Origin of the sequence: Haloarcula sp. CBA1131 (assembly GCF_008728975.1) — an archaeon.
Taxonomy (GTDB): Archaea; Halobacteriota; Halobacteria; order Halobacteriales; family Haloarculaceae; genus Haloarcula; species Haloarcula hispanica.
This window is the reverse complement of sequence record NZ_RPCY01000002.1, coordinates 71,216-84,443: the sequence shown is the minus strand read 5'-3', so window position 1 is coordinate 84,443 and position 13,228 is coordinate 71,216. Positions and strand designations below refer to the sequence as shown.

General features: G+C 62.7%; 10 protein-coding genes and 1 pseudogene. 5 read left to right on the top strand and 6 right to left on the bottom strand.

The window, feature by feature from the left end; translation table 11 throughout:
- Nucleotides 1–117 precede the first annotated feature (117 nt).
- Nucleotides 118–612, top strand: coding sequence for a hypothetical protein (locus tag Har1131_RS15770; RefSeq protein WP_079980861.1), 495 nt, complete (start codon nt 118–120; stop codon nt 610–612).
- Between the two features lie 58 nt (nt 613–670).
- Here Har1131_RS15770 and Har1131_RS15765 read toward each other — a convergent pair whose 3' ends face one another.
- The gene (locus Har1131_RS15765; protein WP_023843008.1) at nt 671–850 is read right to left on the bottom strand and encodes a hypothetical protein; all 180 of its coding nucleotides are present in this window, start codon (nt 848–850) and stop codon (nt 671–673) included.
- 355 nt (nt 851–1,205) lie between these two features.
- Complete coding sequence (locus Har1131_RS15760; RefSeq protein ID WP_050006946.1) at nt 1,206–1,484, bottom strand: PRC-barrel domain-containing protein; 279 nt, start codon at nt 1,482–1,484, stop codon at nt 1,206–1,208.
- 348 nt (nt 1,485–1,832) lie between these two features.
- Here Har1131_RS15760 and Har1131_RS15755 point away from each other — a divergent pair, with 348 nt between their 5' ends.
- Nucleotides 1,833–3,188, top strand: coding sequence for a BGTF surface domain-containing protein (locus Har1131_RS15755; protein ID WP_225308140.1), 1,356 nt, complete (start codon nt 1,833–1,835; stop codon nt 3,186–3,188).
- Nucleotides 3,189–3,375: 187 nt separating this feature from the next.
- Here Har1131_RS15755 and Har1131_RS15750 read toward each other — a convergent pair whose 3' ends face one another.
- Together Har1131_RS15750 and Har1131_RS15745 are read right to left on the bottom strand one after the other, a co-directional pair.
- Entirely contained in the window at nt 3,376–3,993 is a 618-nt protein-coding gene (locus Har1131_RS15750) for a helix-turn-helix domain-containing protein (protein WP_151147393.1), read from the bottom strand.
- 63 nt (nt 3,994–4,056) lie between these two features.
- Nucleotides 4,057–5,357: pseudogene (locus Har1131_RS15745) on the bottom strand (S8 family serine peptidase).
- A gap of 561 nt (nt 5,358–5,918) precedes the next feature.
- On the opposite strand from Har1131_RS15745, the gene Har1131_RS15740 reads away from it, so the two are divergent.
- Nucleotides 5,919–6,770, top strand: a complete 852-nt coding sequence (locus Har1131_RS15740) for a type II CAAX prenyl endopeptidase Rce1 family protein (protein ID WP_050038438.1) — start codon at nt 5,919–5,921, stop codon at nt 6,768–6,770.
- Nucleotides 6,771–6,974: 204 nt separating this feature from the next.
- Complete coding sequence (locus tag Har1131_RS15735) at nt 6,975–7,706, top strand: creatininase family protein (RefSeq protein ID WP_146417890.1); 732 nt, start codon at nt 6,975–6,977, stop codon at nt 7,704–7,706.
- A gap of 233 nt (nt 7,707–7,939) precedes the next feature.
- Here Har1131_RS15735 and fdhF read toward each other — a convergent pair whose 3' ends face one another.
- Both fdhF and Har1131_RS15725 read right to left on the bottom strand, forming a co-directional pair.
- A complete protein-coding gene (gene fdhF, locus Har1131_RS15730; RefSeq protein WP_151147390.1) occupies nt 7,940–11,251 on the bottom strand; it encodes a formate dehydrogenase subunit alpha in 3,312 nt (1,103 codons plus the stop codon).
- A complete protein-coding gene (locus Har1131_RS15725) occupies nt 11,248–12,771 on the bottom strand; it encodes an NADH-ubiquinone oxidoreductase-F iron-sulfur binding region domain-containing protein (RefSeq protein WP_151147387.1) in 1,524 nt (507 codons plus the stop codon). The genes fdhF and Har1131_RS15725 overlap by 4 nt, the downstream gene beginning before the upstream one ends.
- 178 nt (nt 12,772–12,949) lie before the next feature.
- On the opposite strand from Har1131_RS15725, the gene Har1131_RS15720 reads away from it, so the two are divergent.
- Entirely contained in the window at nt 12,950–13,219 is a 270-nt protein-coding gene (locus Har1131_RS15720) for a hypothetical protein (protein ID WP_011222717.1), read from the top strand.
- The last annotated feature ends 9 nt before the right edge of the window (nt 13,220–13,228 follow it).

Sequence of the window (13,228 nt, the reverse complement as noted above, 5' to 3'; positions counted from 1 at the left end):
TCTCAGCTATTGCGGAAAGTGTAGTCCCGAACCCCTTCGCTCTGTCTCGGGTACGAAATCGACCGAACATCTCTGGCCCCAGGGTTTTGATTAGGTGTGCCTAAAACTGGGTTGCTCATGGGTACGGGAGAAGGTGAAAACGGGGCGATCTCGTTGCTCGGTATCAGACGTATTGCTGACGGCTCGCCGACTCGCCGGGCGGTGTCGGTTCGGTCCACGCTGCTCCTCGCCAGCCTCGTTTCGCTTACTGGATTCGCTTGGGTGGAAACGGGGACGACACTCGTGGACTGGGGGGTCCGGCTCGCTCACGTCGGCGCGTTCTCGCTGTGGTTCGGCGGCGCGATGTGGCACAACTTCGTCGTCTTGCCGACAGTACGGTCCCGACCCGACGCCGGTGAGGCGCTGAAACCACAGGCACACGCGTTCCGCCGCCACCTCCCCGTCGTTATCTCGGTCGTATTCGTGACCGGCGTCTACCAGACTGCCGGCCTCATCGGGTTGTCCGCTCTAGCGCTGCTCGCTTCACCGATTGGGCACCTTGTCGCTGTCAAACTGCTCGTCCTCGCCGTCTTGACCGCAATGGTTGCCGCCAGCTTCAAGCGAAACGGGTAGTCGGCTTTACGGACCGCCACCACGTCCGAGTCGGCATCTCGCGCCGACTGTCTTCGGGTCACGAGGTCCGTTCGCCGGTAATCGTCCACAGCGTACTCTGTATCGATTTGCCCACAAAGTACCCGATAAGACCCCATAGAACGCTACTTTCGACGCCCTGCAACACGGCTCCGACACCAGCACAGAGGACACCGAGGACAACGCCGGGATAGTTCTGTGCAGGCGATAGTACTTCCATAGACCCTTTCAGCTATTTGTAAAAAAGAGCATTTGTCCGAACCTGTTCGTGTCTGCATTGACAGACCGCTACCGAATTGTAGTAACAATTGAAACGATTTCCAACGGCTACTATAGCTGTGGCTGGTCGGGGATACCCTCTTGATGGTGATTCGGGTCCCGCCGACTGGGGCGGAGCCCTCGTATTGTCGACTGACGCCGACGGAAGCACGCTTTTGAACTACAGAACGGGCGTTCTAAACTCGCAAAATGCACCTTGTAACCGTCGCCGCTCGTCCCCATCAGCCAGCGACAATCGGATACACTCAACTACCAACCGCATTCGTTTCGGCCCGTTTGAACAGCCGACGGGTCGCCTACGAGTCCACAGTATCGCCGCCGCCGACACTTTGTTCTGTCGGCGGCTGAATGGTCAGGTGATCCCGCTTCGATTCGATGAGGGACGCCGGCAATCGAATGTCGCCGTCGGAATCCCGCTCAACGCCGAATATCTCCTGCACTTCGCTGTTGATGACAATTGTCTGAAGTTCTCCCGTAGCTGTATCGAGCGTAATGTTTTGCAGTGTGCCGACTTCGCGGCCATCGGTACTCACGACCCGGACGTTGGAGAGCTGGTTTGCGAGGACCGTTCGCATACTAGTCACTCATCCCGAAATTACCATAAAAATACTGATCTCCCCCAACTTCCCACGCCCTGTCGTCTCTTATTGCAAAACGACTGAATATGTTGATGGCATGAACATCGCCGACGCCGAAACGGCATAACAGAGATGACCGTTTGCAGCAGAGCGCCCTCGCCGGCCCTCCAAGCTGATTAGTACTGCCGAGTTCAACGTGGTTTTAAGCTATCGCAGACGGTTTTTCAGTCCCACCGTAACTGCTAATCGTATGCCAGTGAATTGCCCTCCATCTGCAGTCCAGTACTGTCTGCAGTATCGCCCGCAAATATACGCACAGTTGCCCGCTCTGCGGGAGGTGGTTCTGTGAGGGTTCGGTCGGTGGCGCTGGCCGCGGTGCTTATCGCCGCAACGGCGACGGCTCCGGGGCTGGCCGCTGCGGAGCAGCAGGCCACGGTCTCAGAGGACAGTTTTCCACTGCACTCAGACGAACAGCAGGTGATCACCGGGGAGACCACGCTGGAATCCGGGACGGAGATGACGGTCAGAATCCAGTCAGCTGATGCGTCGAACCCATTCCTTCAGCAAAGACAGGTCAGCGTGCAGCCCAATGGGACGTTCGTCGCCCAGTTCGACATGTCCGCGGTGCCGGCGAACACGTCCTACGAACTATCCGCTCATGTCGACGGTGACACGCTGTTTGAACGTACTGGAACCGTCGCTGAGTGCGACAGCAACTGTACTGACCCAGTACCGGATATCCAGACTCCGACAGAGACTGACGAGGACGAAAACGTCGTCACGGTCTCTCAGGGAGAAACCGCTGAAATTCCGGTCTCGATGACTGATGGCGGGAACAAAACGCTCTCCGTCGGCAGCGAGGCAGTCAATTATCAGATCAACGCGACTGTCAGCGACGACGACGAGGACGGTGAGGTGCTGGTCCTCTTCGACACCGCGGCTGCCGGCACCGACGCGGAGACCCTCAGTGTCGCGGACGACGGCGACTCGCTCACCGTGACTGCGACAGAGCCGGAACTCCCGTCGACGCTTGCCCCCGCCGCGTACACCTACCGCGTGTTCGACGGCACGACCGACGATTCGCCGACTGTCGGGACGCTCGTTATCGAAGCAAACGAGACGGCAAACGAGGAGTTCGAGGTCGAGGAGACTGCCGAATTCGGCTTCGAGGAGTCGGTGACCCGGGCTCAACAGGGCGACACTGGCCGGATTCCAATCGTCCTCGCAACCGCTGATGCGGCCACTGTCTCTATCGGGAGCCCGGCCACCAACTACGAGATCAATGCGACCGTCCGCGACGGGAACGGCGATGATCGTGTCGTCCTCCTGTTCGACACCACGGCGGCCGGCCACGACGAACCCACCCTCGAAACCGCGGCGGACGCCGACGCCGTCGCAGTCGAGTCCGGTTCGGAGGTCGCCCTCGATTCGCAACTCGCCGCGGCGAGCTATGAATTGTCGCTGTTTCGCGGGACCGAGGCGGCCGACGAACCCGATGCGGTCGGCACGCTACTGATCACTGATGGCACCAACTCGTCTGCGGATGCGTCCTCCGACAGCGTCGATTCAGTTACCGGCGAAACGCCGGCCCCAGGGCAGTCACAGGACGGTGATTTCGGAATCGGTACCGGCGCTCTCGCCGTCGGTGGCATCCTCGCCATCGCTGGTGTGGGGATCTGCCTGCGGTCTCTTATGAACTGACGCTTCGCCTGACGTCCGCAGGCCGCTTTTCGAAGCAGTATCGGGGCACAGCAAGTCGGCTTTTCTATCAGGGTGATCGTCCCTATTGACCAAACTATACCGTTATCGTTGGGGCTAGATCAGTGAGCGATGCTTTCCTGCCCGCAGATCGCCGCAGCGGAAGTGTCGGCTCGGCTACGGAACTCGCTCAGGCTTGCCCGTCAACCAGTAGGGCGGCTATACCAAGCACCGTGAGACAGAGGCAGAAAAACAGCAGGCCCGGTTCGATGACCTCGAAAACGAATCTAGCGACAGCGTTCGTCCCACTGACCGGCCCTGCGTTCGGACTCGCCGGAGCCAAAACCCCGTCGCCTGCGGTCGCGGTCGCCAGTTTCTCCGCGCCCCATTGGACGAAGAGGCTCGCGAAGCCGATGAGTCCCAGCCCAGTGACGACATCAGCCATCGACTGCTGGAGACGCGGCTCCAGGTCGCGATCGCCGACGAGCACAATCGGATCGCTTGCGGGACCGTACACGGTCATCTCGTTACCCTTCGAGGAGTAGACCGTCTCGACCGGTTCGATGAGCTCTGCGTCTTTGAGATTCGAGACGTGGTAGTGGACGTTCTGGACCGACGTGTCACACCGGTCCGCTATCTCGGACGGCGTTCCAGGCTCGTCGTACAGCGTGCGGAACAGCGACCGGCTGGTGTCCGATGCGAGCGCGTCGAGAACGTCGTCGGTTTCGTTCTCCGCAACACCGAGTACCCGCGGTGATTCGTCTGCTGTCCCGGTCCGCTCCTGTAACGTTTCGATAGGGCTCGACATGGGTCACTGTCGGATATATGATACGGCACTCTTCAAAGGTCTGTGGCTGGGTTAAAACGAGTTTTAACCATCAGTACGATTCTGTGCAGCCCGGACCGCGCGGACTGGCTCGACCGCCCCGTGGCCGGTTCCGTTGTCGAGTCCCGGTCGTCCCACGTCTCTCGTGGTCCGTTCCAGCAGGTGTTCGGTTTCGCGGGGGACAGCGACTCGTTTGCATCCAGCAGCAAGGCTGCGGTGCCACCGACGTAGGGGACTGCGGCCGAAGAGCCGACGAAGCCGTCAGGTGCTGCGGCGGCGAACTGTCTATCCGGGGCCACGACGTCGACGCCGACCCGGTTATCGACTGTCGGGCCTCGTGAACTGAACGGTTCGAGCTGGTCGATACGGCTGTTGTACGCCCCGACAGTGATGGCTTTCCGGGCCGTGCCCGGAGCCACAATGCTGTTCCGAGTCGTCGTGTGCTGGAGGTCGTGCGTCGGTGACACGAGCCGGAGCCGCGCGCCAGTCGGCGATGCTGGCCCTCGAACGACGAGATAGTAGTCGCCGGGTCTGACGTCGGCAACGATACGCTCGTTTGGTACATCGTCACCGCGGTAGGGCTGTGAGCGGGCGACGAGACGGGAGTCGGTTCCGTTCGTCCGGTACAGTTCGACTGTGTACTCCTCGTCTGCATGGCCCCGGTCCCACGAGAGCCAGACCGTGATTTCGGTCCCGCCTCGAACGTAATTCTCCCGACTCCCGTTGGTAAACGTGACCGTCCGATTCTTTACGTCCTCGGACGTGTACTGCCCCGACCAGTGGGATTGCGCGAGATTACCGGCTGGGGCGATGAACACTGACCCACTCTCCGTCGCTCGCGTCGCACTCCGGGCGACCGGTCCGGTTCCATCGCCTGGCTGCCCGTAGAACGAAACGGGTGCGACAATCACGTCGACATCCGCTTGAACGAGCCAGTTGACTGCCTGTCGGTAACTGTCGACGCTATCGACCCGGGCGAGATAGAGGTCGGCGTCCGGTGCGGTCCGCGACACGACGGCGGCCGTCGCGGTTCCGTGTGCCTCCCGTGTGTCGTCTACGGACCCACCGCCGAAGCTCCGTGTTTCGGTGACCTGTCCGGCAATCGTTTCTGACTCCGTATCGAATCCGGTCGGATCGACGATGCCGACCGAGACGTTCGAACCTGTGACCCCGGCCGTGTGGAGACGTGCGAACCGGCCGGCTGCTCCGTCCGACACCGATACTGATGCGGCATCGGCCCTATCCGGACGGGGGTCTGTTGGCCCTGCCACTGCGAGCATTGCGATGCTACCAGTGAGTGATACGATTGCGACGACGGCCAGTAGCAGCACAGTCCGATCACGCACTGCTGACCACCTGCCGCGATACGCCCGTCGGTATGTGGGGCGCCGGCCTCTCAGCGAACACTGCCCGGGAATCGAGTGCCGTACCGAGATGTCCGGCCACTCGGTGATACATATCGCAGAACACGTCGCCTGTGAAAACCGACGCACGTACATTCACATAGCAACAGTATAACCGGCATACACGTCGTTTCATGGTTACTTTCGGTCTGTGGTGTGGGTCTCAACTGTAGTACCAACGCACTGTTAATTGAGCAGTCGACAACGGGGAGGGCGGGGTGTGCCCGTTGCCGTGTGGACACCCGGACTGGGATGGATTCCGATTCGTGGAAACCGGCGGCATACGGGGAGGGCGCTGGCAGCCGGGAACCGTCTCAGGCGGTCGCCGGCGTTTGCCCCGTCGGTCGGGAGCATACTAAAGCTACCAGAGACTAAAAACTGGTTTTAAACGTCGAGAGCTGTGGGTTGTGGCCGATTCACACACCTTGGTACTCGTCGTCGACGGATTTGCACCGGACTGCGAGATGGAAGATAATTTTGGGTCGGCCATCGGATTCCGACTGGATGTTGTGCCCTGATATTGGCCTGCCGAGATTCAGCAGCGGGCCGTTGGTTCCCGTTGTAGCGTACCTCCTGGTAATTGTCGTCCTCTCCGGACTGGTGATCATCTCCCCCGGCGCATCGCCGCCGCCCGTCTTGGGAATGCTCTGGGGTGTCTTCCTCGTCGCACTCACCGTTGGTGCGCTCAGAATTGAGACCGTCTCACCGCGCTCTCTGCTCCCGCCTGTTCGCACACTGATACCCGTGATCGGGGTGGTCATCGCGTTCTGGGGACTGTACAACCTTGTTGCGGTCGCCCTCGCGGTGGGTGGGATCTCCGGGTTCGACGCCTCGCTGTCGAGAACCGCTGCCCACCCGCTGCTGTATCTCGCGGCGCTTTTCAGTTCGCTTCTGTTCACTGCGATCCCGGAAGAACTCCTCTTTCGCACGTACCTGCAGGAGAAATTCACGAGGCTGGCCGGCGGGACGACTCGGCGTGCGGTGCTGGCTGGTATCGGCCTCGTCGCAGTCCTATTTGCCCTGTTTCATCTCCCGCGGTGGTTTCTCGCATCGGGGCACGGCGTCGGTTCCATGCTGGCAGCCAGACTCCTCGGACTGACGCTCATGGGACTCGCTTACGGGAGCGTATACGCACTGACGGGCAACCTCTGGCTCGTCGCCCTGTTCCATGCATCGATGAATCAGCCGCCGGTTGTCGTATCGGTGCACATCCCGACCGAGCTACATCTGGTAGCGAGTGTGATCGAGTATGCCGCCATCGTCTCGCTTGTCTCCCTCACTTTTCGGGTGGTAGAACCTGCCAGGACACCGCTGATCTGGTCACGGCGGAACAACCCTGCCTCGACCGGGGACTGATACTGCCGGCTGTACGTCTGTGAAGAATCTCGCCACCTCGGGGTGGCGAATCTCTTGAAATAGTTACAGCCGGCAGTATGAGCAGTCGCTCCGCAGTTGAGGTGTGGTCCGGGCCGTACGTGTTCCACTTTGTGTAGATGGCAACCAACCGTAACAGGCGGAGAGAGACTGGGCTTTATTTCCGCTTCGTACAGAGACGTGACCATGGATCTACAGACGGAAACCTGGACTGACATGGCGGCTGTCGAGACGAGCCTGGCGCTGCTTCCCGTCGGGAGCACGGAGCAACACGGACCACACGCGCCGCTCGGGACGGACACGCTCGACGCCGAGGCAGTTGCTGAACACGGTGCCGAGCAGTACGACGACCACGTCGTTGTCGCACCGGCAGTCCCCGTCGGCGTCGCCGAGGAGCACCGGGCGTTCACCGGCACGCTGTGGACCTCCGAATCGACGTTTCGGTCCTACGTCCGTGACATCGTCCGGAGCCTCGCCAGCCACGGCTGGGACCATGTGGTGCTGGTCAACGGCCACGGCGGCAACATCGACGCCTTGCGGGAAGTGTCCGGCAAGATAACCCGCCACGACGAGGCCTTCGCCGTTCCGTTCACATGGTTCAACGCGGTCGGCGACCACAGCACCGATATGGGCCACGGTGGGCCGCTGGAAACCTCGCTCCTCCAGCACACGAATACCGAAACAGTCCACGAGGACCGACTGGACGAGGCGGCGGCCGGTGGCAGCGACGGCTGGGGGGAGTGGCAAAGCGGCGTCAACCTCGCGTTCGATTCAGACGAGTTCACCGAAAACGGTGTCGTCGGTGACCCGCGCGAGGGGAGCGCCGAACGCGGGGAGACGCTGCTGGAGCTGGCGACCGAGTCTCTCGTCGACCTCCTCGATGAGATCGCGGACCGACCGGCCGGACCGCGCGAGTGAGAGCTGAGCCAAGAGCAGACAGCTTATATTAAAATCACACTATTTGGTCAGTCTTCAACAGAGTTCACACACGTTTCCCAGTCAAAAGTCTATTATGTCGTTAGTATGGCTAAATATATATTCAAATCTAGTATTTATAGTTAGATCATAATCAGATATGGTTGTATATGCAAAATATGTTGGTGTATCTTGTGGGACAGCTCATGATTCCACGTATTAGCGGACGCCCCGGTTCAGTCGTCGCCCGCCCCTCGCTTCCGGATCTGTTTCCCACCGGCGTCTGGCGTCCGGAGCACCGCTTCGTCCGTTTCCGGTCCCAGGACTTCCACGCGGACGCTCGACACTTTGTACTCGGGGATGCCGGCGGTCGGGTCGAACGTCTCGCCGGTAAGCTTGTTGACCGCGCCAGCTGCGAAGTGCATCGGGATGAACAGCGTCCCCGGGCCGACGCGGTCGGTGACCTGTGCCTTGACGACGATATCGCCCCGCCGGGACTCGACGCGGACGTACTCGCCGTCGGCGATGCCGAGCTTCTCGGCCGTCTCGGGATGTACTTCGACGAAGCTCTCGCCGACGTGGCTCATCAGCCCCTCGACGCGGCGGGTGATCTGGCCCGTGTGCCAGTGATACAGCACCCGACCCGAAGTGAGCGTCAGCGGGTACTCCTCGTCGGGAATTTCGCCGGGGTGCCCGCCGTCGGCCGGAACGAAGCGGGCTTTGCCGTCCTCGAAATTGAAATTGCCGTCCTCGTAATCATAGAGATACGGCGTGCCCTCGTGGCCCTCGTCCCAGCAGGGCCACTGCAGGCCGTGTTCCTCGCCGGATTCGAGCCGGTCGTAGGTGACACCGCCGTAGATTGGCGCGAGCGAGTTGATCTCGTCCATGACCTCCCGCGGGTGGTCGTAGTCCCAGTCGTAGCCCAGCCGTCGAGCCAGCGCCTGCGTGATTTCCCAGTCCTGGCGGGCCTCGCCCGGCGGCTCAGACGTGGGCCGGACCCGCTGGATGCGTCGCTCAGTGTTGGTGAACGTGCCGTGTTTCTCCGGCGAGGTGGCTGCGGGCAGCACCACATCGGCGTAGTCCGCCGTCTCGGTCATGAAGATGTCCTGGACGACGAGGAACTCCATGTCTTCCAGGGCCTCGGCGGCGTGCTGGATGTCTGGCTCCGAGAGCGCCGGGTTCTCGCCGACCACGTACATACCGCGGAGGTTCCCCGCGTGGGCCTCGGCGAGCATCTCCGGCACTTTGAGCCCGGGTTCCTCGGGCGGTCGCTCGCCCCACGCGTCGGCGAACTTCTCGCCGACCTCGTCGTCCGCCGGGTTCTGATAGCCCGGCAGACTCCCCGGCAGGGTTCCCATGTCGCCGCCCCCGCCCTGGACGTTGTTCTGGCCGCGGAACGGCGAGAGGCCGGCGCCCGGCTTGCCGACCTGCCCCAGCACGAGCGCGAGGTCGGCCATCGCGATGAGGTTCTCCGTGCCGTGGCTCTGCTGGGTCATCCCCATCGCCCAGCCGAAGACGACGCTGTCGGCCTCGGCGAGTGTCTCGGCCGCCGAGGCGAGTTCTTCCGGCGACACGCCCGCCAGGTCTTCGACTTTCTCGGGCGTGAACGCCTGGACTTTCTCCCTGACTTCCTCGAAGTTCCTCGTGTTGCGTTCGATGAAGTCCGCGTCGTGGAGGTCGTGTTCGATGATGTACCGAATCAGGCCGTTGAGCCAGGCCACGTCGTAGCCGGGATTGGTCCGGGTGTACTGGTCGGCGTGCTCGGCGATGCCGATTTTCCGCGGGTCGAACACGACGAGGTCGGCCCCGTCGCGGACGTTCTGCTTGATTCGCGTGGCGAGCACCGGGTGTGACTCCGTGGTGTTGGAGCCGCTGATGAGGTAGGCGTCGGCCTCGCCGATATCCTCGTTGATGCGGTTGGTCATCGCGCCGTAGCCGAGCGTCTGCTGGAGCGCGGCGACTGTCGAGGAGTGACACAGCCGGGCGCAGTTGTCGATGTTCTTCGTGCCAAGGACCTGCCGGGCGAACTTCTGGACGAGGTACGCTTCCTCGTTGCTGCCCTTCGAGGAGGCCAGACAGCCCAGCGAGTCGATGCCGTGCTGGTCCTGAATCTCGGTGAAGCGCTCGGCCACATAATCGAGCGCCTCCTCCCAGGTCGTCGGTTCGAGTTCGCCGTCGTCGTTGCGGAGCAGCGGCTCGGTGACCCGCTGTTTGCTGTTGGCGAACTCGTGGCCGAACTTCCCTTTCACGCAGGTCGAGAAGTTGTTCGCGGGCGCGTTGTCAGGGTCATCTACCGGGACGACGCCGAGCGAGTCGCCGTCCTTGCCCCACATCTCGAACCGGCAGCCGACGGCGCAGAACCCGCAGGTCGTTTCCTGCTTGTCGATTTTCGAGAGGCGGTAGTCGCTGACCGCGCTGGCGATGTCGAACAGTCGGCCCTCGGGCATCGTGTTCGCCGCGATGCTCTCGGCGGTGTGTTCGCCGGCGAGGAACGCCTTCTTCCCGTAGTCCTTGGCGATGTCGCCGGCCCGCCGTTTCGCTGCAGACGCGAATCTGGCGAGGCCTTGCTTCCCCTTCGCCGCTCTCGGGTCGTCGGGTTCGAATCCGCGATTCGGTGCTGTGGTGTCGTCGATTGTCTCGACGTCCTCGTGCTCGATGACTTTCCCGATGGAGTTTCGTTGGGTAAAGCCGGGCAACGGGAGCGTCGCCGCGCCGTCGATGCCCTTCTCTGTCAGCGATCCAGTGGGGCAGACGGTGGCGCAGTGGCCACATGAGACACACTCCGAGTCGTGCATGGTTTCGGCGTCGGACTGGAAGCCGATACGGGTGTCCTCGCCGTGGCCCTCGATACGGAGGACGCCCTCGACCTGCACGTCGTTGCAGGCGTCGACACAGCGGTTACAGAGGATGCACTTGTTACGGTCGATCTGGATGAACGAGGAGGTGTCGTCGATGGGTTCGTACTGGTCGCGCTCGTCGAAGACGCCGTAGCGGGGGTGATCGACGCTCTCGCTGATGGCGGCGTCCTGCAGTTCACAGCGGCCGTTGCCGTTGCAGGTGGTACACCGGAGGTTGTGGTTCGACAGCACGAGGTCGAGATTGACGCTACGGGCCTCCTCGGCGTCAGGGGTGTCTGTCGAGACGGTGAGGCCGTCCTCGGCGGGGAACGAACACGACGGGACGAGGCCGTGTTCGTCGGTCTCGACCATGCAGGTGCGACACTCGCTGCGCGGGCCGATCTCGTCGCTGCAGTCCCCATCGCGGTCGTAGTAACACAGCGCTGGCACGTCGGCGTCGTCTTCGACGCCCTCCGCGCCGGGGTCGACGCTGACGATATCGTCGTCGAGGTCCTGTAGCGCGTCGATGATAGTCGAACCCGGGGCGACGGTCACCGGCTCGCCGTCGACAGTGAGCGTCGTCGGGTCGTCCGTATCGGTACCCACGTCGGGGTCGTTGGCGGTTCCGGTCTCGAACTCTTTGGTGACTGGCGTCTCAGGCTGTGGGTCGTGCAGGTCGGGAACTCGTGGAATCGATTTATCTGTGCTCATAGTTTCTCCGTACAGGTGCCGCTGGGACAGTGGCCGTCGGTGTGAGCGCGGAACTCGGGTTCGAACTCGTCGATGGCTGTGGTCACTGGCCGCGGCGCGTGCGCGCCGGTCTGGCAGTTACTCGACTGACGCATCACGCGACCGAGTTCACGTATCTTGTCGCTCTCGAACGAGCCATCGTATATGTCGCGCAGGAGTTCGGCGAGCTGTTTCGTCCCCTCGCGGCCGGGGACGCACCGACCGCTGTTCTCCATCGACGCGAACCGTGCCCGTTTTCCGACCGTCTCGACGGTGCATCGATCGCTGTCGAACAGTTCGACGACGCCGTTGGTGCCGAGCCCGGCAGCCCGGAGCGACTGTGCGGTCGGTGCCATATCAAGACTGCGCGTGACACCGCCGAGGACGCCGCCAACACAGGCCATCTTGAACGAACCGTCCATCTCGACCGCCTCGCGAACCGCTGCGAGGCTTGCGCTCGACCTGAGTTCGACTGTCGCCGAGTCCGCAACGTCGCCGGCGACCGCTACGATTCGCGTCCCGGGGTCCGCCGCGTCAGCGTCGACGCTATCGGGCTCGGCGACGGCTCGCTGAACCTGCGCGAACGTCCGCGGTGTGTGGACGACTGTTGGGCGGCCGTACAGGCCTCGTTTGGCCGGTGATGGCGGCTGGAGCCGCGGTTCTACGCGGTCGGCCCCCTCCAGTGCTTCGAGCGCCGCCGTGGGCTCGCCGGCGCGGAATTCGTCCGGGCCGGCTACCAACTGTGGAACGACAGGGAGGGTGTCGGCGGCTGCGTCGATTGCCTCGCGGAGGTGCGCCTGCAAGTCGGTCTCCGACTCGTTTACATAGACGACAGCGTCGCCAGCGTCCACGTACTCAGCGACCGCCGCAATCCCGTCGAGGACTGCCATCGGTGTGCCGGACAGGAGCGTGTCGTCGCCCGTCGGGAGGTCGCTGGCGTCGTTGGCGTTACAGACGACCACTGGGTCACCGTCGGTTTCGCTGGCTGTTTCCCACGTATCGGCGACCGGTTCGTCAGCGGCGGCGTCCCCGCGACCGCGGCCCAGCAGCCCGGCTCCCGCTGCAACGTCGGCGGTCCGTTGGGTTGAGACGAACGACCAGTCGGCCGGCGAAAGCGGGGCGACCCAGCCACAGGGGCCCAGTACGTTGCGGCGGCCGACTGAGAGCGGGCCACGCTCCGGGGCGGGGAGCGACGCCGTTTCGGGGTCGTGCTCGACGACAGCGTCCGCATCGGCTGTCGGTACTGTCCCCGCTTCCAGTTCGTCGATGAGGTCACGGACGGTCGCCGGTGACGGGTCGCTGTAGAAGGCTGTCCGTCCGCTACGTGTAACCATCACTAGCGGTGTGGCTGCTGTGATGCCCGTTGGCCCTGTCCTGACGACCGGTGTCGAGTCCGCCGTCGTCCGCGCCGCGGCGAGGACCCGGTCCCCGTTCTGTGACCGGCCGTCCGTCGACACCCGGACGGCGGTCGAATGAGCGAGGGCCGTGGTTTCCCGTGTCATACTCTGTGCCTCGTGTTGAACGATTAAAAACCCCAGCCGAGCGGTCCCGGGACCACTGGTTGCAGTGGCGTCATCGACCCACACAACATATCACTTGCTTACACAATAATGGGACAGCGCTGGCCGAGTCGTTCCGCTGAAACAATGAGGCAGCGGGACGTTACCCCCAATCGAAATCATGAACCCACGGTTCGAGGAAGTCAAGACGGAGGCGTCAGCCGCGATAACCGAGGCCGACCTGCGCTCGGTGTACACCGGCATTATCCACGAGGACGGCCGCCACGAGTACTATTTCGGTAACGACACCGAGGAGGCGGCCGAACTCCGCGAGGCAGCGGCCATACAGCTCGGAATGTTGCTTCGCGTCCTTGCGGACCGCTCGGACAGTAGCGTCGACGAACTGACGACGCTCGCCGCAGAGCGAGCAGAACAGATGGAGTTGCGATAAGATACGGAA

Coding starts and splice junctions, on each gene's coding strand:
- Har1131_RS15770 (WP_079980861.1), top strand. CDS start 118: ATGGGTACGGGAGAAGGTGAAAACGGGGCGATCTCGTTGCTCGGTATC.
- Har1131_RS15765 (WP_023843008.1), bottom strand. CDS start 850: ATGGAAGTACTATCGCCTGCACAGAACTATCCCGGCGTTGTCCTCGGT.
- Har1131_RS15760 (WP_050006946.1), bottom strand. CDS start 1,484: ATGCGAACGGTCCTCGCAAACCAGCTCTCCAACGTCCGGGTCGTGAGT.
- Har1131_RS15750 (WP_151147393.1), bottom strand. CDS start 3,993: ATGTCGAGCCCTATCGAAACGTTACAGGAGCGGACCGGGACAGCAGAC.
- Har1131_RS15740 (WP_050038438.1), top strand. CDS start 5,919: ATGTTGTGCCCTGATATTGGCCTGCCGAGATTCAGCAGCGGGCCGTTG.
- Har1131_RS15735 (WP_146417890.1), top strand. CDS start 6,975: ATGGATCTACAGACGGAAACCTGGACTGACATGGCGGCTGTCGAGACG.
- fdhF (WP_151147390.1), bottom strand. CDS start 11,251: ATGAGCACAGATAAATCGATTCCACGAGTTCCCGACCTGCACGACCCA.
- Har1131_RS15725 (WP_151147387.1), bottom strand. CDS start 12,771: ATGACACGGGAAACCACGGCCCTCGCTCATTCGACCGCCGTCCGGGTG.
- Har1131_RS15720 (WP_011222717.1), top strand. CDS start 12,950: ATGAACCCACGGTTCGAGGAAGTCAAGACGGAGGCGTCAGCCGCGATA.